This is a genomic window from Paraburkholderia flagellata, from assembly GCF_021390645.1.
Taxonomy (GTDB): Bacteria; Pseudomonadota; Gammaproteobacteria; order Burkholderiales; family Burkholderiaceae; genus Paraburkholderia; species Paraburkholderia flagellata.
Map to the genome: position 1 here is coordinate 1,307,741 of NZ_JAJEJT010000003.1, position 25,171 is coordinate 1,332,911.

The following is a 25,171-nucleotide window of genomic DNA, read 5'->3' on the forward strand; positions in this document are numbered from 1 at the left end:
GAGGACCCTTCGAATTCCCTCCATCGCTTACCAGATGTTTATCGAGGCATCCGTTTTGTTTATCAGCATTTCGAAAATACTGCGGGGCATCTTTGGCAGCGCGAGGCGCGGCGCAAACGCCAGGACGTCCGTGGTTTGCGGCATTCCCGGCCGTCGGCGGCCGCGCGCGTTGACTGGCACGCGCGCTGTTTTTCGCGCAATCTAGGTAATTGCCCTGGCTACTAGCGCGGTGGGGCCAATTCGTACCGTAGCGCAACGATTCGAATCAGCAGCAGGGGTCTCAATGATCATCGACATTCACGGGCACTACACCACGGCGCCCAAAGCGCTGGAGGCGTGGCGCAAACGCCAGATAGCGGGCATCGCCAATCCGTCCGAGATGCCCAGGGCATCGGAGCTGAAGATCGGCGACGACGAATTGCGCGAATCGATCGAACTCAATCAACTGAAGCTGATGCGCGAGCGCGGTCTCGATCTCACGATTTTCAGTCCGCGCGCGAGTTTCATGGCCCATCATATTGGCGGCTTCCAGGTGTCGAGCACGTGGGCCGCGATCTGCAACGAGCTGTGCCACCGCGTGAGCGAGCTCTTTCCTGCGCATTTCGTGCCGGCCGCGATGCTGCCGCAAAGCCCGGGCGTCGATCCCGCCACGTGCGTTGAGGAACTCGTCAAATGCGTGGAGCAGTACGGCAACGTGGCGGTCAACCTGAATCCCGATCCCTCGGGCGGACACTGGACGAGCCCGCCGCTTTCGGACCGCTACTGGTACCCGATCTACGAGAAGCTCGTCGAATACGACATTCCCGCGATGATCCACGTGAGCACGAGCTGCAACGCGTGTTTCCACACCACGGGCGCGCACTACCTGAACGCGGATACGACCGCCTTCATGCAGTGCCTCACGTCGGACCTGTTCCGCGATTTCCCCACGCTGCGTTTTGTGATTCCGCACGGCGGCGGCGCGGTGCCTTACCACTGGGGACGCTTTCGGGGCCTGGCGCAGGAGCTGAAAAAGCCGCCGCTCAACGAGCATTTGCTGAATAACGTGTTCTTCGACACCTGCGTGTATCACCAGCCCGGCATCGATCTGCTCACGCGTGTGATTCCCGTCGACAACATTCTGTTCGCCAGCGAGATGATCGGCGCGGTGCGTGGCGTCGACCCCGAGACTGGCCACTACTACGACGACACGAAGCGCTATATCGAAGCCGCGCACGTCGATGCCGCGGACCGCTACAAGATCTACGAAGGCAACGCGAGGCGCGTATATCCGCGTCTGAACGCGCGGCTCAAGGCAAAGGGCTTGTGAGCGCGTACGCGGCGGCTCGCATTCCGGGCGCAACCAGCGAGGCTCAATATCAGGTGGCCTCGCTCCCTCTCGATTGAAACGGAAGTCAATGACAAAGGAAGACGTGAAAAGCGATGCCGCGCTGGCCGGTGTCGGGTCGATGGCGACGCGCCTCCTGCTTGCGGGTCTCGCCGAGCAATACACGCGCGAAACGGGGCAGCGGCTGACTGTTGCCGCAATAGGTGGCGTGGACGCCGCGCGGCGCGTGCAAGCGGGCGAGGCGTTCGATTTCGCCGTGCTGGCCACGGCGGCGATCGAGCGCCTGGCGGCGGGCGGGCACCTCGTGGGCGCACGCACGGACGTCGTGCGCTCCGGCATGGCGGCGGCCGTCGCCGCTGGCGCGGCGCACCCGGATATCGGCACTGAAGGCGCACTGCGCGAGACGATTCTGCGCGCGGCGCGCATCGGCTATTCGACGGGGCCGAGCGGCGACCATTTGCTGGGCCTGCTCGAGCGCTGGGGCGTGGCCGAAACGCTCGCACCGCGCCTCGTGATGGCGCAACCGGGTGTGCCGGTGGCGAGCCTCATCGCGGATGGCGACGTCGAGATCGGGTTTCAGCAATTGAGTGAGCTAAAAGATGTGCCGGGCGTGGACGTCGTCGGACCGCTTCCCGACGGGGCTCAACTCGTCACGGTCTTTTCCGCGGCGATCTGCGTGGTGTCCCGGCAGCGGCGGGCGGCGGCGGACTTCCTTGCGTTCCTGGGGTCGGAACGCGCCGAGGCGACCAAGCGGGCGTTTGGCATGGAGCCCGCGGGCGGCGCGGAGTACGGGCGGTAGCGGAGCAGCAGCGCAGAAGAGCACGAGCAAGGCGGCAATAAGCGAAACCGAAGGAGCAATAAGACGATTAGATTGGACATCCCATGTCGCGTCGTCTACGCGTTTACGTTAATTAGATATCCTAATCAGAAAAAACAGAATCGGAGGCGTGAAAAGTGAATCAGAAGAACACCCATACGTACAACATCAGGAGGCAAGCATGAAAAACCCGCATACCCGGCGGCTTTTCACGAGCGCGCGCGCTCGTGCAGCCTCGCTGCTTTCACTGTTCGTCATCTTCTCGGCGGCCACGCTCGTCGCTGCATGCGGCAGCGGCGGCAGCGGCAGCAGCAGCGGCGACGCAGCGAAAGCGCCGCTCGCAGTCGTGGCGCCCGTAGTGGATTGCTCCAAGCTGGCTTCGGTCGATATCACCGATATTGGCGGTTCGGGCAGCACGATTACGTCGGCCACCGTGACCACGGCGACCATCAACGGTGCTTCGGTCAACTTCTGTACCGTGAAGGGCACGCTCGCGCCTTCGAATACCTTCGAAGTGGCGCTGCCGGTGAGCACGTGGACGCAGCGCTTTGCGGCGCTGGGCTGCGGGGGCTTGTGCGGCAACCTGAGCGATCCGACCCAGCAGTCGTCGTTCAGCTTCAGCTACACGTGCCCGCTCGTGCAGGAAGGCGGCTTCGTGACGGCGGCGACGGACATGGGCCACTCGGGCAACGACTCGTCGTGGACGACGGACCCGCAAAAGCAGGCCGATTTCGCGTATCGCGGACAGCACATCACGACGCTCACGGCGGAAAAGCTCATCAAGGCTTATTACGGGCAGACGCAAAAGTACGCGTACTTCATCGGTTGCTCGGACGGCGGCCGCGAAGCGCTCATGGCTGCGCAACGCTACCCGAACGACTATAACGGCATCATCGCGGGCGCTCCGGCGGCGCACTTCCAGATCCAGAACTCGCTGTATCACGGCTGGAGCGTGGAGTCGCAAAGCACGACCGGCGACAGCACCGGAAACGCCACGCTTTACGCAGACAAGGCGCTCGTGCTGCACAAGGCAGTCGTGGCAGCTTGCGGCGGCCAGGCGGGCGTCCCCGACGGCCTGATCGCCGATCCGCGCACCTGCAATTTCGATCCCGCATCGATCCAGTGTGCGCAGGGCGCGACGAACACGAGCAACTGTCTGACGGCAGCCGAAGTCGCCACCGCGAGCAAGATCTATGGCGGACCGGTGGACGCGACAACCGGCGAGCGCATGCTGGCGGGCTCCCCGCAGATGGGTTCGGAAGAGAACTGGGTAGGCGTGGAAGTGCCGACGACGAACTCGACGGCCGCACCGGTTTCGGTGAAGAACCTGTTCAGCTACATGATCGTGACGGGCGCCTATAACCTGATCTTCACGGGCTCGCCCACCATGCCGACCATCGACACGTTCGGCTACACGGATGCGAGTTTCTACCCGACCTACCTGCAGGCCAACCATCCGCTGATGGACGCGACGAGCCCCGACCTCTCGGCATTCAAAAAGGCGGGCGGCAAGCTGATCCTGTGGCACGGCTGGGCGGATCAACACATTTCGCCGCTCTTCACGATCCAGTACTTCGAGGCCGTGCAGAACACGATGGGCGCCTCGAACGTGAGCGATTTCGCGCGCCTGTACGTCGTGCCTGGCGTGGCGCACTGCGGCGGCGGCGAAGGCTTCCCGAACATCGACCTCGTCTCGCAGATCACGGCGTGGGCCGAGCAGGGCACGGCGCCGAACGCGGTCATGACGTACCAGACCGATTCGTCGAACAACGTGACGGCCAGCCGCCCCGTTTATCCGTATCCGGCCGTCGCGCAGTTCACGGGCACCGGCGACTGGCACCTCGGCGCCAACTGGACGCAGGGCGCACCGCTGTACAACCAGCCCACGCATGCCTGGGCGGGCTCGAGCTTCTATACAACGTACACGCCGACTACGCAGGGGGTTGCCGCACCTTGACGGAAAATCCCGGCAAACTCGCATGATTCACAGTTGAACCTGCCAGCCCTTCGGGGCTGGCTTCGTTTGCATTGCGATAAATGAATCGCATGGTAAATGCGCGGTAGTGGCGGCGAGTCGTATCGCGGCGCCCCCCGGCGATGTAGCGGCAACTGAATTCCGCACGATCGTCCGGCACGTTTGCGAATCCTTTCGGAGAGCATCGATTTTGTTTATCACGCTGGGTTCGATTCCAGCCGCAGGCCGCGACAGGCAAAGCGCGGGCTGATTGCGCCCGGCCTTTACGCGGCGCGGCTTCCAGGGCGATATCGCCGGTGCGGGCGTGCCGAAATTGCCCATGCGGATGGGCATTTACGTATCCAATATGTGGTTAACCCGCACTTTCAGGCGAGGGGTTGGCCACCTATCGTGCCCCCGACGGATAGCAGTTCGTAGAAATTCGACTCGGGCACGAGCGAGCGGCAGACCATAGAACGGACAGGAGACGACAGATGTCTGGCAGCAAAACAATTGATATCAAGGCGTTCATCGACGAACGCCACATTTCGGCCTACCAGTGGCTTCTGGTGGCGCTGTGCTTTCTCGCGGTGACAGCAGACGGCATGGACGTGGCCATCATGGGGTTCGTGGCGCCGTCCATCATTCACGATTGGGGCATTTCGCGCCCCGAGTTCGGGCTCGTCATGAGCGCGGCGCCCATCGGCCTCGTGATCGGCGCGCTGGCCGCCGGCCCCGCCTCCGACCGCGTCGGCCGCAAGTGGGTGCTGATTACCTCCGTGTTCCTCTTCGGCGTGTTCACGATCCTCACGTCGTTCACGCAGTCGCCGGTTTCCATGGCTGTGCTGCGCGTGCTGACCGGCATCGGTCTTGGCGCAGCCATGCCGAACTCCACGACGCTGCTCTCGGAGTACTCGCCGCAACGCCGCCGCGCGCTGCTCATCACGATCATGTTCACGGGCTTTAACCTCGGCTCGGCATTGATCGGCTTCGCGGCGGGCTGGCTCGTGCCGAACCATGGCTGGCGCGCGGTGTTGATCTTCGGCGGCGCCATTCCGCTCGCACTCGTGCCGCTGCAGGCCTGGCTGCTGCCGGAATCGGCGCGTCTGCTCGCCGTGCGGGGCGCCACGAGCAAGCGCATCGCCGCGACGCTTAACCGCGTGACTGGCGCCAACTTCGCGGGCGACGAGAATTTCGTCTCGACGGAACCGCCGCTGCCCACGCGCAAGCCGATTGGCGTGCTGTTCTCGCAAGGCTATGGCGTGATGACCCTCGCGCTGTGGGTCACGTATTTCATGGGCCTGCTCGTGATCTATCTGCTCACGGGTTGGCTGCCCACGCTGATCAAGGACGCGGGCCTCTCCATCACGGTGGCGGCGAACGTCACGGCCATGTTCCAGATTGGCGGCACGATCGGCGCGGTGCTGGTGGGCTGGATCATGGACAAGGTGCGTCCGGCGCGCGTAATCAGCGCGGCATATGTCGGCGGCGGTATTTGTGTACTGGCGCTGGCCGGCGTGGGCGCGCTTTCCTCGTCGCTCGCGCTGCTGGTATTCGCCGCGGGCTTCTGCATGAGCGGTGCGCAAACGGGCCTCAACGCCTACGCACCGGGCCGCTATCCGACGGTTGCGCGTGCAACGGGTGTGAGCTGGATGCTGGGCATGGGCCGCTTCGGCAGCATTTTCGGCTCGGCCATTGGCGGCGCGCTGCTGGGCCTTGGCTGGGAATTCGCCGCGATTCTCGCGATGCTCGCCGTACCGGCCGTGCTCGCAGCGATGGCGATCCTGGTTTCGCAGCGTGCGCGTCATTCGGAACCGGCTACGCAGGTGAGCGCAGCACACTGAGTTTTTGATCTGGCAAGTGCGCTGAATTGAGCGGCGCGGCGGTGCGGATTGCACTGCCGCGCCGTTTTTTTGTTGTGTGCAGGAATGAGAGACGCGGCCTTCGTTCAGCGAGTTAGATCCTGAACGCCCCCACCGTTTCGATCACGGTTTGCGCATTCCTGCCGAGCGTATTGGCCGAAATCGAAAAGTGATTCACGAGCGCGCTGTCCTGTTGCGTGAGCGCTTCGATGTGATCCAAAGCCTGTTTGATCTCGGCAATGCCAGCGCTTTGCTCGCCGGTCGCGGTATTGATTTCGTCGATTAGCACATTGACGTCGCGCACTGCCTGCACCGCCTGCTGCATCTTTTCGCGGGCCGTTTCAGTGAGTTGGCAACCTTCCTGGACCTTCTGTGTCGAGTCGACGATGAGGCCGGCGATTTCCTTGGCCGCCACGGCCGCGCGGCCCGCGAGATTGCGCACCTCGCTTGCCACCACCGCGAAGCCGCGCCCATGCTCGCCTGCGCGCGCCGCTTCTACGGCCGCGTTGAGCGCGAGAATATTGGTCTGGAAGGAAATCCCTTCGATCACCTGAATGATCTCGCCAATCTTGCGGGAGGCCTCGGTGATGCCCTGCATCGTCACTGTCATGGCTTCCACGGCGCGGCCGCTGTCTTCGGTAATCGCGCGTGCGCGGCCTGCGCTGGTGGCGGCCTGCCGCGCCGCATCGGCGGTTTGCCGCACATTGGCCGCAATATGCTGCATCGAGGCCGCGGATTGCTCGAGGCTCGCCGCCTGCGATTCGGCGCGCGCCGAGAGCTTCTGGCTGCCCTCGGATACGGTCACCGTGGCCGCGCTCATGCGTGCCATCTGGTCGCGCGCGTCGCCGACGATGGCGCGCATGTTCAGGCTGACCTGGTTGACCGATTGTTCGAGCTTGCCGACCACGCCGGTGGGCTTCCAGGTGTTCTCGACTTTCTGCGTGAGATCGCCCATGGCGAGCCGCGTGGCCGCGCCGAGCAGACGGCGCAGCGGGAAAATGAACATGAAGCGCATGCGGTATTCGGCGAGCACGCCGAACGCCACGCAGGCCGCAAGGCCGATCGCCGTGCGCACGGGCGTGATCGACGATGCGCCGCCGTCGACGATAACCCCCGTGACCATGCCGGCCGCCGCGAGACCGCTCGTGAGCAAGTAGGTCTGCGTCTTCATGGTGGGATGCACGAAACGCGAAAGCCGTCCCACCATGTCCTTGCGAACAATCGCGCCTGCCTGCAGATGGTGTCTACGCCGGGCCGCTCTTTGCTCTATGAGCAAAGTTGCATACAGCGCTTCGGCGGCCCGCACCTGATCGCGCGAAGCGGCGGTGTGGACCGCCCGGTACGCAGCGACATGCTGCCCTTCGATGATGGGTGTCACGCCGATCTGCACCCAGCAATGCTGCCCATGGCTGAAGCGGTTCTTCAGCACGCCAATCCATGGCTCACGTCTTTTCAGCGTGGCCCACATGTCGCGATAGACCTCGGCCGGCATGTCGGGGTGGCGCACGACACTATGAGGGTGCCCGATCAGTGCCTCGCGGGGAAGGCCGCTGGCTTCGATGAATGCGTCGTTGCAGTAGGTGATCACGCCGCGCGTGTCGGTCGTGGAAACGAGCAATTTTCCGGGAGGGAGAGCGGCTTCTCCCTGATGGTTCGGCTTGGTCGATGGTTCAGTGTGCACTCGTAGTCTCCTTTGTTTTTGATTGGATTGTCCGGTCGTTCGCTGCTTATCGGCCGGCGCTTTCGATCATGAATGGTGCGATTCAATGCTATAAAGCCATGGCCGTGCGCAACGGGGCGATAAACGAACCGAAGCGCAGTGACGGGTCCCGGTTCGCAGTGGCTGAAATGCCCACGGCATAAGGATCGCGATGAAGGAAGAGATGCGAGCAAGCACTTTCGGCACGCGTTTGCATACACAACGCCCGATAAGTGATTCGCAAGCATCGCGAAGCAGATTCGATACGACCGTTCGAAATGCGCCTGGCAAAAGTCCGGCGGCCCCGGCGGACTCGCTTCCCGGACGCGCAGCAAGCGACGGAGCGCATACAATTGAGCCGGACACACTTAGAGTTGAACGGCGATGCGCATTCTTGTGATCGAAGACGAGCCGAAGACCGGCGCGTATCTGAAGAAGGGCTTCGAGGAATCCGGCTACGCCGTGGACGTTGCCGCGGACGGCGCCGAAGGCTTGATCCTCGCAAAGGAGGCCGCGTACGACGTGATCGTGCTCGACGTAATGCTGCCCGCCATGGACGGCTGGACGGTGCTCAAGACGCTGCGCACCACGCACACTACGCCGGTGCTCTTCCTCACCGCGCGCGACGATATCAGCGACCGCGTGAAGGGCCTCGAACTGGGCGCGGACGACTATCTCGTGAAGCCGTTCGCGTTTGTCGAACTGCTCGCGCGCGTGCGCACGCTGGCCCGCCGTGGCCCCCCGCGCGAGAGTGACGTGCTCATGCTAGGCGACCTCGAAGTGGACGTTACGCGCCGGCGCGTGAAACGCGGGGCGGCGCGCATCGACCTCACGCCGAAGGAGTTCTCGCTCCTGCAACTGCTCGTGCGCCGCCAGGGCGAAGTGCTGACACGCACGCAAATCGCTTCCTACGTGTGGGACATGAACTTCGACAGCGACACCAACGTCGTGGAAGTCGCGATCCGCCGCCTGCGCGCGAAGGTGGACGACGCGTTCGACGTCAAGCTGATCCACACGGTGCGCGGCGTGGGCTACGTCGCCGAGATCAAAGGGCACGCCTGATGCCGCGCATGGCGGTGCGCTCGCTCACCACAGGCCTCGCGCTCAGTTTCGCGGGCACGACGCTCGCGGTATTCGCGCTCGTCGGCAGCACGCTCTATTTCACGCTGGACCGCGAAGTGAAGCAGCAGGACGACCTCGATATCGTGCTGATTTCGCGGCACACGCGCCGCCTCGCGCAGGAACTGCGCACCGAGCACGACGTGCGTGAACATGCGGAGCGGCTCACGAGCCAGGTGCTTGGCAATCCCGCGCTTTCGATGGAAATTCTCGGCACCGGCGGGGCGCAACTGGCCGAGCACAACACGGCGGGCATTGCGGACGCGGCGTTTCCAGATGCGGCGCTCGCCCGGCGCCTCCCCCCGACGCAACGCATCACCGAAGGCGACGTCGTGGAGTGGCGCAACGTGCGCGGCGTGCCGGTGCGCGGACTCGCCACGGACGCCGCGCTTGCGGACGGCACGCCGGTCACCATCGTCATTGCGCGCGACATGACGGACCGCTGGCGCCTGCTCGACCACTATCGCGAGCGGCTCTATGGCTTCGGCCTGGCCGGCATGCTGCTCGCGTTCCTCATGAGCTGGCTGCTCGTGCGCGAGTCGCTGCGCCCGCTGCGCGAGATGGCGGCGCGCGCGGCCACGGTCACGGTGGACCGGCTCGATACGCCCATCGAAGTCGAGGGCGCGCCGAGCGAGCTGGAGGCGCTCACCAAGTCGCTCAATGCCATGCTCGAGCGCCTGCACGGCGGCTTCGAGCGCATGTCGCAATACACGGCGGATCTCGCGCACGACATGCGCACGCCGCTCGGCAACCTGCGCGGCGCGAACGAAGTCGCGCTGGCGCGCGAGCGCAGCACCGCCGAATACGAGGCGCTGCTCGAATCGAATCTGGAGGAATGCGAACGACTTTCACGCATGATCGAAAGCGTCATCTTTCTCGCGCGCGCGGAGCACCCGCAATTCATGACGACGCTCGCGGAATTCGACGTGCATGATGCGCTCACCCAGATTGCCGAGTACTTCGAAGGTCTCGCGGATGAGGCCGATGTACAGATCCGCGTGCAGGGCACGGGCCGCCTGCGCGCGGACAAGGAACTGTTCCGGCGCGCCGTGGGCAACCTGCTCGCCAATGCGCTGCGCTACACGCCGCGCGGCGCGCAAATCACCCTGAGCGTCGAACAGACGCCAACGGCCGTCGAGGTGACAGTCGCCAATCCGGGCACGCCCATCGACGCGGCGCTGCTCGAGCGTATTTTCGACCGCTTCTATCGCGCCGATGCGTCGCGCCACAGCGAGCCGCGCGCGGGCGCTTCGGCGGGGCTAGGGCTTGCGATCGTGCGCACGATCATGACGCTGCATGGCGGCTCCGCACGTGCCGAGAGCGATGCGGCGAGTACGCGTTTCATCCTGACGTTCGCGCGCCCTTAGCGCTCAGGTTGCTCAGTTCAGCGCGGTCCCAGCCGCCGCCGAGCGCCTCTAGCAACTGTACGCTCGCGTCGAGCCTTCTTCCCGCGATCAGTTCCTCGTTGCGCTCGTTCGAGAGCGCGATGGTCTGCGCGGTCACGACATCGAGATAGGTCACGGCGCCCGCCTGATAGCGGTTCGTGGTGAGCTTGAGCGAGAGTTGCGCGGCGACCGTGGCGCGCCGCTGGCTTTCGGCTTCGCTAGACAACGTATCGAGCGCGCTCAGGTTGTCCTCCACCTGCTGGAACGCCGTGAGCACGGTTTGGCGGTAGCCGGCCACGGCCGCGTCGTATTGCGCGTTCGCGCCTTTGAGCGTGGCGTCGCGGCGGCCGCCGTCGAAGAGCGTGCCCGCGAGTTGCGAACCGATCGACCAGAAGAGGCTCGGCGCGCTGAACCACGGCGCGAAGAACGTGCTTTCGAGGCCCGCCGTGGCGGAGAGCGTGAGGTCGGGATAAAAGGCCGCATGCGCCTCGCCGATTCTTGCATTCGCTGCCGCTACACGCCGTTCCGAAGCGGCGATATCGGGACGCCGTTCGAGCAGCGCCGAGGGCACGCCTGCGGGGATCGACGGCACGACGGCAGGATCGACGCGCGGCGGCAAACTGAACGTCGAAGCGGGAACGCCGATCAACGTGGCGATGGCGTGCTCGCGTTGCGCGCGCTGCACGTCGATGTCGCTGTCCGCCGTGCGAGCGCTTTCGAGCTGCGTTTGCGCCTGGGCGACGGCGGAGGCGTCGATCGCGCCATCAGCGAGCTGCTGCTGCACGATGCGAAGCGCGGCCGTGTACGCGGTCACCGTGTCGTCGAGCAGCTTCTTCTGGCGATCGAGCGAGCGCAAATCGAAGTAGTCCATAGCAAGCTGGCTCGTCATCGAAAGGCGTACCGATTCGAGGTCGGCTTCCGTGGCCTGCGCGTTGGCATGCGCCTCGGTGGTTGCGTCCTTCACGCGCCCGAACAGGTCGGGCTCCCAGCTCGCGGTGAGCCCCGTCGAATAGTCGGGAATCGTTTTGCCCGCAAGCGAGCGGTCCACGAGATTCTGCGAGGTCCGGTAGCGCTGCGCAGCCACGCCCGCCGTGACGACAGGCGCATAGCCCGCGCGTTGATAATCGATCATCGCGCGTGCCGCTTCGAGATTGGCGAGCGCCTGGCGCACGGTCTGGTTCGATACATCCACGCGGGCTTCGAGCTGGTCGAGGTCGTTGTCGCCGAAGACGGTCCACCAGGGGCCGCGTGGTTTGGCGTCGGCGGGCGCAGCGACGGTCCAGCCGGGCGCCGCTGCGGGTTGTGGTGTTTGTGTGGCGTAGTGCGCGGGTACATCCACCGAGGGCGTGCTGTAGTGCGGCAATGTGGTGCACGCCGCGAGCGATGCCGCTGTGCAGACTACGGCGATCCGGCGCAGCGTGGGGAGAGGGCGTTCGAACATGGTGAGCCTCGCTTACGCTTTCGCAGCCGTCGAGGCGGCCGCCACGCGCACGCTCTGGCCGTTGGCAATGGCGTCGCCGGGGTTGTTGATGACGCGGTCGGTTGGCGTGAGGCCCGTGGCGATTTCCACATAAGTGCCGAAATCGCGGCCGATGGTCACCGTGCGCAATTGCACCGTGTTCCTGGCATCCACCACAGCGACTGTCACGCCGTCCGGGCGGAACAGCAGTGCGCTCACGGGCAGTTCGAGCGCGGGAGCCGCAGCCGTGAGCGCAAGATGCACCTGTGCATAGGCGCCAGGCATCAGCGCGCCATCGTGGTTGTCCACATCGATTTCCACGCGCAACGTGCGGCTCACGGGGTCGATGACGTTTGAACTGCGCGCGACGCTCGCCTCGAAACGGCGGCCCGGATATTGTTGCGTCGTCAACCAGACGGTCGTGCCGGGCGTGACGAGGCTCGCGTCGTCCTGCGGCACGTCCACGTATACGCGCAGCCGGTCCGTCTGTGCGATATGGAACAACTCGCCGGGCATCGTGGCGAGGCCAGGCGTGCCACCCGCTGTGACGAGCGCGCCCACCTGCACGTTGCGCACGGTAATCACGCCGTCGAAGGGCGCCGTCACGTTCTGGTATGAAACCAGCTCCTGGAGCCGCGCGACGTTGGCCTGGGCGGCCTGGAGCGTGGCGAGTTTCGCGGCGGCGTCGCTCGTTTTCGCCTGGGCGTCCTGCTCGGCAACCGATTGTGTCTGCAACATCGTCTGCCAGCGCTGCGCCGTGCTGCTCGCGAAGCGGTAGTTGGCCTGCGCCGTCGCTTCGTCAGCGCGCGCCTGCTGGAGTTGCGCATCGAGTTCGGGCGTGTCGATCTGCGCGAGCGTCTGGCCAGCCTTTACGTGCGCGCCGATATCCGCGTACCAGTGCTGCACGTAGCCGCTCGTGCGCGCATAGATCGAGGCGTCGGCCCACGACATGACCGAGCCGGGCAGCAGCAGGTCCTGCGTGGCGGGCGCGCGCGTTGGCGTGAGGGTGGAGACGATCAGCTCGCGCTGCGCCGCGACTTGCTGGGCCTGCGCCGTGCGCGCCTCGAGGCGCGGGACGATGCCAGCCGTAAGGAGCACTGCGGCGATTGCGAGGCCGGTAAGGCCGATGACGACGGCCGTGCGCTTGCGTGCGGCCCTGGCGGGCGTGGCCGGTTGCGCTGCGCTGTCGCGATGCTCGTGCGGAGTGAGCGTGGTCATTTTGGAATCCTTATTCAACGTGAGTGGTTGCACTGGCCTGCGCAGCGTCACTGGCATCGCGCGCGGCGCGGCGTTTCGCGAGCCAGCCGTGCACCATGCCGAACACGACCGGCACGAACACGAGCGTGGAAAGCGTGCCAATCGCGAGTCCGCCGATCACGGCGCGTCCGAGCGGCGCGTTCTGCTCGCCGCCGTCGCCGAGACCGAGCGCCATCGGCAGCATGCCGATTAGCATGGCGAGCGCCGTCATGAGCACCGGGCGAAAGCGGTTGAAGCCCGCGTCGAGCGCGGCGGCGAGCGGCTCCATGCCCGCGGCGAGCGACTCGCGCGCCGTGTTGATGACGAGAATGCTGTTCGCCGTGGCAATACCCATACAGAGAATCGTGCCCGTGAGCGCCGGCACGCTTAGCGTGGTCTGCGTGACGAACAACATCCACGCGATGCCGGCGAGCGAGGCCGGCAGGCCGCTCACGATGATGAGCGGGTCGAGCCACGACTGGAAGTTCACGACCATCAGCAGGTAGACGAGCGCGATGGCGAACACGAGGCCGGCGGCGAGGCCGCTGAACGAGGCGTTCATCGACTGCACCTGGCCGCGCATCACGATCGACGAACCCGGCGGCAGTTGCGCGCGCGCCGCGTTGACGAGACGGTTCACGTCGGAGGCGACGCCGCCCAGGTCGCGGCCCTGCGTCGACGCGAAGATGTCGAGAACGGGCTGCACGTTGTAGTGCGAGACCACGGCTTGCTGCGAGCTGCGGGAGACGGTCCCGAGCGTGCCAAGCTGGTTTTGCGGCGTGAACGTGACGGATTGCGATGTCGTCACGGGAATATTGGCGAGCGTTTGCAGCGAATGTATGTCGTATTGCGGCACCTCGGTCACGAGCGGATAGCTCACGCCGTTCTTCGGATCGAGCCAGAAGTTGGGCGTGGTTTGCGAACTGCCCGAGAGCGCGATGAGCAGGTTCTGCGCGACGTCGTGCTGCGTGAGGCCCGCTTGCAGCGCCTTTGTGCGGTCCACATTCACGTTGATGGTGGGCTCGTCGCCGGGCTGCTGGATGCGCGCGTCGACGAGGCCACGCACGCCGCGCATTTCGTCGAGCAGGCGGTTCGCCACGACGCGGTTCTGCGCGAGCTTGTTGCCGACGATCTGCACGTCGATGGGCGCAGGCAAGCCGAAGTTCAGGATCTGGCTCACGATGTCGGCGGGCAGGAAGGCGAAGGTCACGCCCGGAAACGAAGCGTCAAGCACGTTGCGCAGCTTCGCGACATATTGCGCGGTCGGCTTGTGCTTCGGTGCAAGCGTGATGAGGATGTCCGCATCTTCGGGACCGATAGGGTCCGACGAGTCGTAAGTGAGGTTGATGCCGCTCACCGGCACGCCGATGTTGTCGAGCACGGCAGCCTGTTCGGCGGGCGGAATCACGCTGCGGATCTTCGCTTCGACTTCATCGGTGATGCGGGCCGTTTCCTCGATGCGCGTGCCGGTGGGCGCACGCAGATGCAGGCGGATTTCGCCCGTATCGACGGCAGGAAAGAAATCGCGGCCCGTGAACGGTACCAGTACGAGTGAGCCGAGGCAGAGCGCGACCCACAGCACGACGAAACGGCGGCGCTGCGCAATGGCCGCCTGAAGCAGCGTGCGATAGCGGTTGCGCACCGCTTCGAAGCGTCGCTCGAAGCCCGCCTGAAAGCGCGTCAATGCACCCGCGATGCCGCGCGACGGCGCGGCGTTTGGCGTACGCGCACGCAGCAGGTACATGGCGAGCGTGGGAATGAGCGTGCGCGAGAAGAAGTACGACGCGCACATCGCGAACACCACGGCCTCGGCGAGCGGCACGAAGAGATAACGCGCGACGCCCGAAAGCAGGAACATCGGCACGAACACGATGCAGATGGAGAGTGTCGAAACGAAGGTCGGCACGGCAATTTCGCCGGAACCATTGAGAATGGCGTCGTGCAGCGGCGCGCCGCGCTCCAGGTGGTGCGTGATGTTTTCGATGGCGACGGTTGCGTCGTCAACGAGTATGCCGACGGCGAGCGCGAGGCCGCCGAGCGTCATGATGTTGATGGTTTCGCCGAGCGCCGCGAGCGCGATGAGCGACGTGAGCACGGCAAGCGGAATCGTCACGGCGATGATGAGCGTGGCACGCCAGCTGCCGAGAAAAAGCAGGATCATCGCGGCGGTCAGGCAAGCCGCGATGAGCGCTTCGCGCACCACGCCCGAGATCGCCGACTTCACGAACACGGACTGATCGGAGAGCGGCGTGATCTTGAGCGCTTGCGGCAGGCCTGCTGCGATCTTCGGCAGCATTGCCTTCACTTGCTGGATGATCGTGAGCGTCGAAGCACTGCCGGTCTTTTCGACGGTAAGGAGTGCCGCGCGTTTGCCGTCCGCGCGCACGATGTTCGTTTGCGGCGCGTAGCCGTCGATCACATGCGCCACGTCGCGCACATACACCACGCTGCCGTTCACGGTCTTGACGGGCAGGTCGTTGAGCGCGGCAACCGTTTGCGTGCTGCCGTTCATCTCCACGTTGTATTCGCGCGAACCGATTTTGGCCGTGCCGCCGGGCAGGATGAGGTTCTGGGCGTTCACGGCGTTGACGACGTCGGCGGGCGCTAGACCCTTGGCCTGCAGCGCTTTCGGATCGAGTTGCACCATGATCTGGCGGATCTTGCCGCCGTAGGGCAGCGGCACGGCCGCGCCCTGGACGGTGGCGAGCTGCGTGCGGATGAAGCTGTTGCCGAGGTCGTAGAGCGACTGCTCGGGCAGTGTCGAGCTGGAGAGCCCCAGTTGCAGCACCGGCACCGTAGAGGCGTTGTACGTGATGATGTTCGGCGGCAGCGTGCCCGGCGGCAGGATGCGCAGGATCGAAGCGGAGTTCGAAGCCGCCTCGGCAATCGCGCGGTTGATGTCGGCGCCGGGATGGAAGAACACTTTCACCACCGAGACGCCGTTGAGCGACTGCGATTCGATGTGCTCGATGTCGTCGACGTCGGAGGTGAGGGCGCGCTCGTAGTTCGAGGTGATGCGCTGCGCCATGTCCTCCGCTGAGAAGCCGTTGTAGGTCCAGACGATGCTGACCACGGGGATATTGATGTTCGGAAAAATGTCCGTGGGCGTGCGCATGATGGCGAGCGGCCCGAGGATGAAAAGCAGTACGGCCAGCACGATGAACGTGTAAGGCCGTCTGAGAGCCAGTTTGACGATCCACATGACGATGTCCGGGTTAGGGCAGGGTTGGCGCAAGTATCGGGAGGGGGCGCTTACCCGGTGGTGACCTCGACATTACGGATTTGTCATCTTTGGCGCGCAGGGGCGTTGGCCGCTGCGGGCGCGTTGCGCCCAGATAACGAACTCGTAATCCGCAGGTCAGCTTTGGGTCAGCGCCGCGCGGCCACAATGCAGTCAACCTTCGCGACATTGCCGAGGGCGGCTGAGGCGGCATCCCTTTCTGATGCGGCGGCCATTGATTGAGAGGTGAACATCATGAAAGCACTCGTTTCCACATTGCTCGTTGCCTGCGCTCTTGCCGCACCGGCTGCCGCTTTCGCACAAGCCACCAACCCCGCCAACACACCGGTGACGCGTGCGCAGGTTGTCGCCGATCTCGTGCGGGTGGAGCAGGCGGGGTATCGCCCCACGGCTTCGGACATCAACTATCCGGATGACATTCAGCACGCGGAGGCGATCGTGGCCCAGGAGCAGGCGCAAACGGCGCAGCAGGCCGCGCCGGGCAGCACGGCGGTTGGCGGCGTGGCGATGACGGGCAGCTCGGACGCGGGCGCGCCGATCGTGGCCAGCGTTGGCGACCAGTCGGTTTATGCGCACCACTGAACGGGCGCACTGTGCGCTCGAGCGCGATGCGGCAGGCCCGGCGATAAAGCCGGGTGCCGCCGCGCATTCCGATTGAATGAATCAAACGTTTGCGCGGGCGTATTTCGCGCTCCGTCCCCCGTCTTGCAGGCACAGTCACGTTAAAATCCCGACGCTCAATAAAAATGAAACGTTGGAACAGGTGTCATGCGTATGCGAAGTGGACTGGATATGCGTCGGGAGGTCCGTACGCCGCTGTTGTTCGCCCCGCTGCTTCTGAACAAGGACGGCAGGGCGCTCGCGCAGGTGGCCGACCTTAGCTCGCGCGGGGCGCTTCTGCACGCGCGCAACGGTCTGCTCTTCCGGGGAGAGACGGTCCTGGGATGGCTGCAGTCGGCGCCGATCGACGACGAAGACGAGATCGTTCTGGCCGTCGCGCTCGATGTCCGCTGGATCTCCGAGGATCAGGAAAGAGGATGGAGCCGTGTGGGGTGCGAGATGCATCCGCTGGATCAGCGCTCGATGGCCCGTTTGCGTGACCTTATTGCGAAGGCTGCGCCCTAGCCGTTCGACAAGTCATGCCGAAACGCCAAAGTCTGCGCTAAAGTTTGTGCGCCCGCCGCCGAAAATCCATGCATGGCGCACGAACAACCCAAACCATCTCAAGACGACCCGATCCGGGCAGAAGCACGGGCGCTGGAGGCCAGCATCCGCGCGATCAGACGGGCACAGGGAAAGCGCAATCCTGAAGATTGTGTGCCGGGCAGCCCGGAATCTCTCGCGATCATGGAAGCGTTCGTGCGCGATGTCGGGCGGGTGCTTGCGCTCGATATGCGCGACCTCGAAAAGGACGATGACAGCGATCGGAACGGGCCGGGTTCGGCCGGATAGGCCGAGACTCAGGACCCGGCAGGCGTGAAGCCGTCAGGACTCCAGTCTTCGCTGCCCACGCCGTGGTGCACGAAGAAGAACCCTTGCGGATCGTAGCGATCCTTGATCGCTTTCAGCCGCGCGTAGTTGACTCCCCAAAACGCCTCGCGCCAGTCGCTGCGAAAAAAATCGGTCTCCGAAATATAGGAGCCGCCTTGCGGCGATAGCGCCTTGAGAATGGCCGCAGCCTTGGCCACGTTCTCGGCGTTGCGATGTGCCTGCGACATGTCAGGCGGGGTGATCGGGAGGCCAGGAAATGGCGGTGCGCCGCCTGTGGCGACGATCGCGAGGCCGAAGGCGTCGGCCACCCTCGGATTCATGGCGCACTGACGCGCCGCTTCGTTCACCTCCGGCGGTGCGCCGGCAAGTCCTTTATTGAAATGCAACTCTACGGCCTGAAATTGGGCCGCTGCGACGAAAGCATTGACAAGCCGGCCGCGTTGCGCCGGTTCGAGCAGGGCCGCGCTCAGCCACTGCGACTCGTAGGCGTGCAGGAACGCGGAGGCCTGCTCGCCATCGCCTCGCCACCAGCCATGGTTGTGCGCGGCTGCGTCGCGCGGGTCTGCCACGAGTCCCGGGTTGGCTTCGACGTCCCACCAGTGGCGTGACGGGCCAGCGCCGACGCGAGGTCCTTCGCTGAAGGTGAAGTCCGTCGGCGAGGCGCGCACCCAGTCGATGAAAGGAGCCCAGACCGACTTCGCCTGATGGTCGTCGAGACCCTGGCACACCATCGCCACTTCGATTTCTTCGCTGTGGAAAACGAATCGCTCGCCCCATACAGGGTTGAAGAGATTGTCCGCATAGTGATCGACCAGTCGCGCAGCCAGCCGCCGGTAAGCCTCACGCGATGAAGCCCTGACCTTGAACCTGGCCCAGCCGAAGCTTTCGGGCAGTTCATGGGTTTGTAGCGTGATCCGGGTCACCACGCCGAAACTGCCGCCACCGCCGCCCTTGAGCGCCCAGAAGAGATCGGGCTCCTGGCATGCGTTTACCGTGTGGACAGCGCCGTCGGCGGTGACGATCTCGGCCTGCAGCAGACTCGCGGCCGCGAGGCCAAAACGCTTCGACCAGGACCCGAAGCCGCCGCCCAGAACGAGGCCGGCAACGCCCACGGTCGTGCATCCACCGCCCTGAACGTAGCGTCCCGCCTGGGTCGTGACGGCGCTGTAGACGTCGATCCACATGCAGCCTGCCCCGACCGTCACAGCCGGCAACGGTTGCGTCGAGCAGCCGGCCGGAACGAACGCGTCATGGAGTTCGATGCGGTTCATCCTGCGCGTCCAGATCAGAAGAGAATCTGGCGCGTTCGAGCCGCCAAGGTAACTATGGCCGCCGCCTTTCACCACGAGGCGCAAATTGTGCTGACGCGCGAAATTGACGCCCGCAACGACGTCTGCGGTAGAGTGGGCTGCCACTGCGTAGGTGCTTGCGTTCGCTGTCCAGGCATCGAGCCAGCCGGAGATCTGGGTGGCGCCGGGATCGTCGCCGAGTGCGAACGGGTTTCGCGCTTCCTTGACTCTCGCGAGGCACGCTTGCGAGTGTGGCGCTTGCGCGCAGGTCTGCCAGATCGTTGTGGGTTGCAGCAAATTACCGCCGACCGCCTGGCTCAACGCATCCCATTCCTGCGCTTTCGGCCACGCGGGATCGCTGGGCCGCACGCGTCCCACGCGAGCCGATGCGCTCAGCATGTCGGCGAAGGTCGAGCCGGTGGCGAGGCACGGCAAGGCGACAACCCCCTTCAGCAGGCATCGTCGTTTCATGACGTCTTTTCTCCTCGCGATGGGTGAAACGCTTAGTTTTCCCAATTATGATGCGATGCGACCAGAGCGCGCTGATTTTTTATGATATCAGCATGTCGCGGTCAGGCTCGACGAGCCGCTGCCGCCCGTGCCTTCGAGCCGCCGCTTCGCCAGCATCACTCTTGCCGCGTCTGCGCAGCGCGCAGCACGAACAGCGTCACGCTCTGCGCGGGCAGGCTCGCGCGCAGCGTGCCGTCCTGGTAGCGCGCGTCAGGCATGCGCAACAGCCGGTTGTTCGCGAGCCGCCAGATCTCGGCCACGCCGCTCGCCGCGAAATGGTCGAGCGCGACGGCGGCGTCGGCGGGGCGGTCCAACTGCTTGTTGATGACCACGAGCGTCAGCGCGTGGTCGCCCTCGCGCAAGGCGGCGAACGCGGAAACCGTGTCGGGGTCGGGCGCGCTTGCGGCGATGCTGGTCGCGCCGAACGCCGCGCCGTTGCCGTCGTAGTTGCGGTAGAGCTTGAACGCCTTGTACACCGGCATCGAGGGATCGAGCGTGCCCCAGCGCGTGGCGATATCCAGCCCTTCGCGGCCGAAAATGCCGAGCACGTCGGCCTGGGCCGTCGCGCCGTTCATCAGCGTGTCGCCGCCCCAGTTGTATTCCGTGATGCCGATGGGCGTGCCTGGATAGTAGTACGTATCGACCCAATGCCGCATCAGCGGGATCAGCGCCACCACGCTGTTGATCCACGTGGGGTTTTTGTAGTTCGGGTCCCACAGGTCGCGCGTGGAGCGGTTGCGCATGAGCGCGATGGCCGGCGAGTTCGCCGAGCCCGTTTCGGCGAATTCGCCGCCCTGCGGGTAGAAGTGGAGGCTGAACACGTCCACCGGATGGCCCGCCGCTTTCCATTGCGTGAGCAACCAGGGCACGTAGGGCATGCCCTGCGTTTCGCCAGTGCGGTCGGGCGTGTGGTCGAGGCCGTGGTCCGCTGCGTACTGCTGGTCGAAGCCGCTGTAGAAGTAGCCCTGCCAGCCCCATTCTTCCGGCGCGACGATCTGCGCGTGCGGGTCCGCCGACTTCACTGCGCGCGAATAGGCGATCACCTTGTTGGCGATTTCGCTCGCATGCGCGCCCGTGGGATGCACGTCGCGATGGTTGATCTGCCAAAGGCTCGGCTCGTTGTCGAGCGCGTAGTAGCGCACGCCGCCCCCGCTCGCGCCGCCGAACCGCTTGACCAGATCGGCTACGCGCGCCTGTTCGTTTTGCGGGTCGTCGGATGTCGAGGCGTCGTTTGCATCGTTGCCGTCGATCGGCTTGCCACCTTCCGCGACGCCATTGCCAGCGTCTACGTGGCCATTCACGTCGTGGTTCGGTTGCGGGCCGTATTTGGCGATCGAGAAGCTCGCGAGCGTCTCGCGCGCCGGCCCGAGTTTCGCCACACGGCCGAGCATCGGAATGGTCACGATGGGCGTCGCGCCCGCCGCCTGGCTGAGCGCGACGAAGCGCTCGCCGAACTGGTCGTGGATATCGGCGGGATTGACTGCGACGCTTTCGAAATACCAGTCCTTGCCCGCGTTGCGCGCGTCGATGCGCCAGTTGTAGGCCGAGGCGCTGTTGCCGCCCGATCGGTTGACCGGCGCGCGCAGGTCTTGCAAGACGGCGGTCGTGCCGAAGTTGATGCCGTAAATCAGCGGACTGATGGGGTGCCGGCCCGCCGCGGCATCCACCGAGATGGCCACTGGCAACGGCGCGCCGGAAGCCGCGGCGGTGCAGGCCGCCGCGCCCGACATGAGCAGCGCGCCGGTCAGCAGCGTAGGCAGGTTAGGGCGCTTGATACTGCGGGCGGTAAGCATCATCAGCCTGAGGACACAGGCTGGTCGAAGTATGTTCATCGGGCGCGTGGGTGAAGCGGTGGCTTGCGGTTCCTGATCTTTTGTCTTGACAAGTAACGGCAGGCATTGCCGTTAATGAAGAGTGGAACTCGCGGGAGTGCTTCACGAATGTCGGTTTGACGCGACATCCGGGATGTTTTCTTACGTATTATATGCGCCGTCGAATCTTCACAGTTGGCCCGGAACCGTACCTGGATGGCCGTTGCGCGTACAACGAGTTGGAAGCGAAGCCGCCAGGACCTGGCTCATCGCCCCGGCTGCAACTGGCCCCAGCTCACGAGAATGGCCTGAATGCTGCGCGCGTAGGCATCGCGCTCGTGCGGCGACTCCGAGTGGTACGCACCAATGGCGCGCCACGTGTTGCCGTATCGCACCATCTTTTGCTTGAGCAGCCAGGCGGCCACGAAGATATTCACGCACGGGTCCGTGAGGGCGCCGTGCGGAATGCCCTCGCGCGAAAGCTCCGAAAAGTGGATCGAGTTGATCTGCGCTTGCCCAACGTCGATCGAGCCGTTGGCATTGTGATTGATCGCCGCGGCGTCCCCTTTCGATTCACGCCACGCCACGGCGCGCAGCACGAGCGGGTTCACGCCCTGGTAGACCCCGGCCTTTTCAAAGCATTCGTCGGCGGGCGGCGCGGCGTGCGCGGGCGGCGCGCCGAGCGCCGCGAGGCTCATGAACGTGACCCACGCGCGGACGATGCGCGCTCGCAGGCTCAGGGCGTTGGTCTGCTGCTGCATGGGTCGAAGCTCCGGGTAGGGCGTCACTGCGCGAATGACTGCGCGACGTTACTGCGCGAGAGCGGAATCGAGCTGCTGCTCGATGTCCTTGAGATAGGCGCGCGAAGTGTCGGAAACAACGAGGCGCGGCGTGGGCATGGCGCAGTGGCAATCCCGCTGACGCGGCTTCTTCTTGTGCGAGGACGAATGCTGCGCGGGAAGCTCGTCGTCGTCGCCGGTGGCGGGCGGCAGCATGGCGAGCGTGGGCAGCGGCGGATAAACCTTGTCGGCGGCGGGCGTGGCTGCAGCGGCAACGGTGGTGGCAACCCCGGTGGTGCCACCGGCGCCAGGCGCGCTGGCGGCGGGTTGGCCCGCCCAGGCGGCGCTGCAAAAGCAGAGTGCGGAGGCGGCGAAAACGATCGGACGCATCGTGTCAGCTCCCCGCATGCAACGGCTCGATCGAGACGCTGTACGTCTGGTTCGCGCCAGCCGTGAGGTTTTCGAGCGTGGGCTTGGGCCCCTGCGCGGGCACGCCTCGCCAGATGGCCTGATTGATGTACTTGAGGTCCTGGCCGAGGGCCGTCACGCGGATCACGGTGGGCTGCTTCTGCGCGGCCGCGAGCGCGCCCGCCTTGGCGAGCACCGCGCTCAGTTGCGGGTCATGCGCGCCGAGCGCGTCGGCGGGAATGTCGAACTTCATGATGACGTTCGACACGGCGGGTTTCCCGGTTTGCGCCGTGGTGGCCGGCTGCAACTGTGCGCAGCCTGTCGTAACCATTACGGCAAGTAAAAGCAAAACGCGCGTCACGGCCGGGTCTCCAAAAAATCGTGGCGATGTACGCGTTTTCGGCCTCGAGCGCGCGGACTTGATACCAGGGAGGCAAACGTTTGCGAAAAAGAAAGACTTCGCTCGCGCAGTGCCGCTTCACGGAAGGTCGCTCGCGCGCGAGGCGGCGTTCGGGCAGAGAATTTCCTCCCGTATCTGGCAGGAAATGCGCCGCGCATGCGTCGCTTAAGTATGAAGAATGCTAAACGACGGCGCGGCACCGGTCCAGGTGCCGCGCGCCGGCTCTCTTTAATTGAGCTTGCCGAGCACCGCGGTGAACTCATCCTTGTTCAAGGCGCGCAGCGTTTGCGTGCGGATATTGCCGAGCGACCCGAGCGCGAGGCCGAACGCCATGAAGCTTTGCTCGTCGGGCGCTTCGATGACCGTGACGATGTCGTATTTCCCAAGCGTCCAGTAGATCTGCTTCATTTCACAGCCGAAAGTTTTGGCTAGTTCCGCTGCCTGACCGGCCCGCTGCGCGCTGTTTTTGACAGCGCGAATACCCTGGTCGGTGAATTGCGCAAGCACCACATAGGTCGACATGACGATTCCCCTTACGATGACATCGAAACGCGGATCACTGGCTGCCCTCGGCCGACCCTTCGGGCCGGATGTTCTGGTTGTGGCGGAAAAGATTGTGCGGGTCGTAACGCGTCTTCACTGCGACGAGACGGTCCATGTTCGGACCATAGGCCGCCTCCACGCGCGTACGTTCGTCGTCGGTGAGGAAGTTCACGTAGACGCTGCCGAGCGCATATGGCGCGGAAGCTTCGAAAAAGTCGCGCGCCCAGGCAATGCAGCGGGCGTCGTCGGCGGGATCGGTCCAGCGGCCGTGCACGTTCATCACATAGATCGCGTCGCGGTTCGGGTAGGCCATCGCATCGGGCGCGACGCGTAATGTCGCGCCGCCGATTTGCCCGAAAAATATTTCGCACTCGGGCGAGGGCAGCGTGGCGATGGCGGCGGTCAGCGTGTCGATGAGACCGTCGGGCAACGTGGCGAGGTTATGCGACTTCCAGTAGTTGCGCGCGCCCGGTGTGAGAAGCGGATCGAACGCCTGTTGCCACGCGGCGTAGGGCATCGGCCCGAGATGTTCGCCATAAGGCTTGCCGAAGCGCCGCACCACGTCCACCGCGTTCGGCCCGTTTTCCAGCGGCCCCGAATAGCAGATCGCGAACGCCATGATCGGCTTGCCGTGCACCTCGGGCGGCAGGAAAGGCAGCGGCGGTGCTAGGCGCGACACGCTCCACACTGTCAGGTCTTCGGGCATCGTGTCGACCGCCTCGCGATACTTCACGAGTGCTTCTTTCGCGGCGTCGAACGGCAGGACGACGAGTCCGCCGTAGATCTCGGGGCCGACGGGATGAAGCGCGAATTCGAACATCGTGACCACGCCGAAGTTGCCACCGCCACCGCGGATGGCCCAGAACAAGTCGGTGTTTTCATCGGCGCTCGCGCGCAGCAGATTGCCGTCGGCGGTCACGATATCGGCGGCGACCAGGTTGTCGACCGACATGCCGAAGCGCCGGCTCAGCCAGCCGAAGCCGCCGCCCAGCGTGAGACCGGCCACGCCCGTGGTCGAATTGATGCCAAGCGGCGTGGCGAGGCCGAACGCCTGCGCTTCGTGGTCGAAGTCGCCCAGCGTGGCGCCTGGCTCCACATACGCGCGGCGCGTGGCGGGTTCGACTCTGACCGACTTCATCAGCGAGAGATCGATCACGATGCCGCCGTCGCATAGCGCGCTGCCCGCGATATTGTGGCCGCCGCCGCGCACGGCGAGCGGCAGCCCCGTATCACGCGCAAGCGCCACGGCTTGCCGCACGTCGGCACAGCCCCGGCAGCGCACGATGAGCGCGGGGCGGCGCTCGATCATCGCGTTCCAGATCTGCCGGGCTTCTTCGTAGGCCGCGTCGCCGGGTTGCAACGCTTCGCCGCGCAACGCGCTTTTCAATGTGGCGATGGATTCGCTCGACAGGCTGGACATGGCACACCTCTCAATTCAACGGATCGGACAAACGCGCGCCAACAGCCAGACGTGCGTTTCATGGACTGAACGGAACTGCGGGCGACCGCTTCAATTGTCGAATCAGTGCGGCTGACGCACGCGCGAAACGCGGCGTGCGTCCGGTCGGGAAAGCGGGAAGGAAGGGCTTTCGCAAAGGGCGGCGGGGGCAGCCTGTGACCGGACCGCGAGGGACCGGGCGGCGAGCGCCTGGTGACATTGCCGGGTTTCCACCCAGGCCGCCGCCGAGCCTCGCCGATTCATTAGATAACCTAAATTACGCAGCTTGATAAATAAAAACGCGTGCAATTAATTCAGATTATTGTTGCTTGGATTCGCTTAAATAGTTTAGCAAGCGAAATGCATGGATTCTATAATTTTCACGCACGCACGGGCAGCGTGC

Annotated in this window: 20 protein-coding genes; 9 read left to right on the plus strand and 11 right to left on the minus strand. The window is 64.8% G+C overall.

The features are described from left to right. The first annotated feature begins 283 nt into the window (after positions 1-283). From L0U83_RS29630 to L0U83_RS29645, 4 genes are all read left to right on the plus strand, one after another. Positions 284-1,309 (plus strand): amidohydrolase family protein, encoded by a 1,026-nt coding sequence (locus L0U83_RS29630; protein ID WP_233887682.1) that lies wholly within the window; start codon positions 284-286, stop codon positions 1,307-1,309. A gap of 88 nt (positions 1,310-1,397) precedes the next feature. Next, positions 1,398-2,126 carry a substrate-binding domain-containing protein gene (locus L0U83_RS29635; RefSeq protein WP_233887683.1) on the plus strand — a complete coding sequence of 243 codons (729 nt, stop codon included), beginning with the start codon at positions 1,398-1,400 and terminating at the stop codon, positions 2,124-2,126. Between the two features lie 199 nt (positions 2,127-2,325). Next, positions 2,326-4,101, plus strand: coding sequence for a tannase/feruloyl esterase family alpha/beta hydrolase (locus tag L0U83_RS29640; RefSeq protein ID WP_233887684.1), 1,776 nt, complete (start codon positions 2,326-2,328; stop codon positions 4,099-4,101). 491 nt (positions 4,102-4,592) lie between these two features. Continuing rightward, positions 4,593-5,942, plus strand: coding sequence for an MFS transporter (locus L0U83_RS29645; protein WP_233887685.1), 1,350 nt, complete (start codon positions 4,593-4,595; stop codon positions 5,940-5,942). A gap of 112 nt (positions 5,943-6,054) precedes the next feature. Here the strand turns inward: L0U83_RS29645 and L0U83_RS29650 are convergent, their stop codons facing one another. Further along, entirely contained in the window at positions 6,055-7,641 is a 1,587-nt protein-coding gene (locus L0U83_RS29650) for a methyl-accepting chemotaxis protein (protein WP_233887686.1), read from the minus strand. Between the two features lie 402 nt (positions 7,642-8,043). Between L0U83_RS29650 and L0U83_RS29655 the strand changes: the two genes are divergently transcribed. Continuing rightward, on the plus strand, positions 8,044-8,721 hold the full coding sequence (locus tag L0U83_RS29655) for a heavy metal response regulator transcription factor (RefSeq protein WP_233887687.1): 678 nt from the start codon (positions 8,044-8,046) through the stop codon (positions 8,719-8,721). Between the two features lie 8 nt (positions 8,722-8,729). Beyond that, positions 8,730-10,145 (plus strand): heavy metal sensor histidine kinase, encoded by a 1,416-nt coding sequence (locus L0U83_RS29660; protein ID WP_233887932.1) that lies wholly within the window; start codon positions 8,730-8,732, stop codon positions 10,143-10,145. Here L0U83_RS29660 and L0U83_RS29665 read toward each other — a convergent pair. The 3 genes from L0U83_RS29665 to L0U83_RS29675 are packed head-to-tail and all read right to left on the minus strand — an operon-like array spanning position 10,120 to position 16,060. After that, on the minus strand, positions 10,120-11,604 hold the full coding sequence (locus tag L0U83_RS29665) for an efflux transporter outer membrane subunit (protein WP_233887688.1): 1,485 nt from the start codon (positions 11,602-11,604) through the stop codon (positions 10,120-10,122). The two genes, L0U83_RS29660 and L0U83_RS29665, sit on opposite strands and share 26 nt — an antisense overlap. Before the next feature lie 12 nt (positions 11,605-11,616). Further along, positions 11,617-12,840 carry an efflux RND transporter periplasmic adaptor subunit gene (locus L0U83_RS29670; protein WP_233887689.1) on the minus strand — a complete coding sequence of 408 codons (1,224 nt, stop codon included), beginning with the start codon at positions 12,838-12,840 and terminating at the stop codon, positions 11,617-11,619. Positions 12,841-12,850: 10 nt separating this feature from the next. Next, positions 12,851-16,060, minus strand: a complete 3,210-nt coding sequence (locus tag L0U83_RS29675) for an efflux RND transporter permease subunit (protein WP_233887690.1) — start codon at positions 16,058-16,060, stop codon at positions 12,851-12,853. A gap of 273 nt (positions 16,061-16,333) precedes the next feature. On the opposite strand from L0U83_RS29675, the gene L0U83_RS29680 reads away from it, so the two are divergent. From L0U83_RS29680 to L0U83_RS29690, 3 genes are all read left to right on the plus strand, one after another. After that, positions 16,334-16,681, plus strand: coding sequence for a DUF4148 domain-containing protein (locus L0U83_RS29680; protein WP_233887691.1), 348 nt, complete (start codon positions 16,334-16,336; stop codon positions 16,679-16,681). Positions 16,682-16,867: 186 nt separating this feature from the next. Next, on the plus strand, positions 16,868-17,224 hold the full coding sequence (locus tag L0U83_RS29685; protein WP_233887692.1) for a PilZ domain-containing protein: 357 nt from the start codon (positions 16,868-16,870) through the stop codon (positions 17,222-17,224). A 72-nt stretch (positions 17,225-17,296) separates the two neighbouring features. After that, positions 17,297-17,551: a hypothetical protein gene (locus L0U83_RS29690; protein ID WP_233887693.1), complete on the plus strand. Its 255-nt coding sequence runs from the start codon at positions 17,297-17,299 to the stop codon at positions 17,549-17,551. Between the two features lie 8 nt (positions 17,552-17,559). Here the strand turns inward: L0U83_RS29690 and L0U83_RS29695 are convergent, their stop codons facing one another. The 7 genes from L0U83_RS29695 to L0U83_RS29725 form a co-directional block, all read right to left on the minus strand. Continuing rightward, the gene (locus tag L0U83_RS29695) at positions 17,560-19,350 is read right to left on the minus strand and encodes an FAD-binding oxidoreductase (RefSeq protein ID WP_233887694.1); all 1,791 of its coding nucleotides are present in this window, start codon (positions 19,348-19,350) and stop codon (positions 17,560-17,562) included. 155 nt (positions 19,351-19,505) lie between these two features. Next, the gene (locus L0U83_RS29700) at positions 19,506-21,185 is read right to left on the minus strand and encodes a glycoside hydrolase family 44 protein (RefSeq protein ID WP_233887695.1); all 1,680 of its coding nucleotides are present in this window, start codon (positions 21,183-21,185) and stop codon (positions 19,506-19,508) included. 281 nt (positions 21,186-21,466) lie between these two features. Beyond that, on the minus strand, positions 21,467-21,898 hold the full coding sequence (locus L0U83_RS29705) for a lytic transglycosylase domain-containing protein (RefSeq protein WP_233887933.1): 432 nt from the start codon (positions 21,896-21,898) through the stop codon (positions 21,467-21,469). A 111-nt stretch (positions 21,899-22,009) separates the two neighbouring features. Next, positions 22,010-22,369, minus strand: a complete 360-nt coding sequence (locus L0U83_RS29710) for a hypothetical protein (protein WP_233887696.1) — start codon at positions 22,367-22,369, stop codon at positions 22,010-22,012. A gap of 4 nt (positions 22,370-22,373) precedes the next feature. Beyond that, the gene (locus L0U83_RS29715) at positions 22,374-22,718 is read right to left on the minus strand and encodes a hypothetical protein (protein WP_233887934.1); all 345 of its coding nucleotides are present in this window, start codon (positions 22,716-22,718) and stop codon (positions 22,374-22,376) included. Positions 22,719-23,015: 297 nt separating this feature from the next. Further along, complete coding sequence (locus tag L0U83_RS29720; protein WP_233887697.1) at positions 23,016-23,309, minus strand: GYD domain-containing protein; 294 nt, start codon at positions 23,307-23,309, stop codon at positions 23,016-23,018. A gap of 34 nt (positions 23,310-23,343) precedes the next feature. Then, positions 23,344-24,750: an FAD-binding oxidoreductase gene (locus tag L0U83_RS29725; protein WP_233887698.1), complete on the minus strand. Its 1,407-nt coding sequence runs from the start codon at positions 24,748-24,750 to the stop codon at positions 23,344-23,346. Positions 24,751-25,171 lie beyond the last annotated feature (421 nt).

Excerpts from the sequence above, each read along its gene's own strand:
- L0U83_RS29630 (WP_233887682.1), top strand. The coding sequence starts at position 284 with ATGATCATCGACATTCACGGGCACTACACCACGGCGCCCAAAGCGCTG.
- L0U83_RS29635 (WP_233887683.1), top strand. The coding sequence starts at position 1,398 with ATGACAAAGGAAGACGTGAAAAGCGATGCCGCGCTGGCCGGTGTCGGG.
- L0U83_RS29640 (WP_233887684.1), top strand. The coding sequence starts at position 2,326 with ATGAAAAACCCGCATACCCGGCGGCTTTTCACGAGCGCGCGCGCTCGT.
- L0U83_RS29645 (WP_233887685.1), top strand. The coding sequence starts at position 4,593 with ATGTCTGGCAGCAAAACAATTGATATCAAGGCGTTCATCGACGAACGC.
- L0U83_RS29655 (WP_233887687.1), top strand. The coding sequence starts at position 8,044 with ATGCGCATTCTTGTGATCGAAGACGAGCCGAAGACCGGCGCGTATCTG.
- L0U83_RS29660 (WP_233887932.1), top strand. The coding sequence starts at position 8,730 with ATGGCGGTGCGCTCGCTCACCACAGGCCTCGCGCTCAGTTTCGCGGGC.
- L0U83_RS29665 (WP_233887688.1), bottom strand. The coding sequence starts at position 11,604 with ATGTTCGAACGCCCTCTCCCCACGCTGCGCCGGATCGCCGTAGTCTGC.
- L0U83_RS29670 (WP_233887689.1), bottom strand. The coding sequence starts at position 12,840 with ATGACCACGCTCACTCCGCACGAGCATCGCGACAGCGCAGCGCAACCG.
- L0U83_RS29675 (WP_233887690.1), bottom strand. The coding sequence starts at position 16,060 with ATGTGGATCGTCAAACTGGCTCTCAGACGGCCTTACACGTTCATCGTG.
- L0U83_RS29680 (WP_233887691.1), top strand. The coding sequence starts at position 16,334 with ATGAAAGCACTCGTTTCCACATTGCTCGTTGCCTGCGCTCTTGCCGCA.
- L0U83_RS29685 (WP_233887692.1), top strand. The coding sequence starts at position 16,868 with ATGCGTATGCGAAGTGGACTGGATATGCGTCGGGAGGTCCGTACGCCG.
- L0U83_RS29690 (WP_233887693.1), top strand. The coding sequence starts at position 17,297 with ATGGCGCACGAACAACCCAAACCATCTCAAGACGACCCGATCCGGGCA.
- L0U83_RS29695 (WP_233887694.1), bottom strand. The coding sequence starts at position 19,350 with ATGAAACGACGATGCCTGCTGAAGGGGGTTGTCGCCTTGCCGTGCCTC.
- L0U83_RS29700 (WP_233887695.1), bottom strand. The coding sequence starts at position 21,185 with ATGATGCTTACCGCCCGCAGTATCAAGCGCCCTAACCTGCCTACGCTG.
- L0U83_RS29705 (WP_233887933.1), bottom strand. The coding sequence starts at position 21,898 with ATGAGCCTCGCGGCGCTCGGCGCGCCGCCCGCGCACGCCGCGCCGCCC.
- L0U83_RS29710 (WP_233887696.1), bottom strand. The coding sequence starts at position 22,369 with ATGCGTCCGATCGTTTTCGCCGCCTCCGCACTCTGCTTTTGCAGCGCC.
- L0U83_RS29715 (WP_233887934.1), bottom strand. The coding sequence starts at position 22,718 with ATGGTTACGACAGGCTGCGCACAGTTGCAGCCGGCCACCACGGCGCAA.
- L0U83_RS29720 (WP_233887697.1), bottom strand. The coding sequence starts at position 23,309 with ATGTCGACCTATGTGGTGCTTGCGCAATTCACCGACCAGGGTATTCGC.
- L0U83_RS29725 (WP_233887698.1), bottom strand. The coding sequence starts at position 24,750 with ATGTCCAGCCTGTCGAGCGAATCCATCGCCACATTGAAAAGCGCGTTG.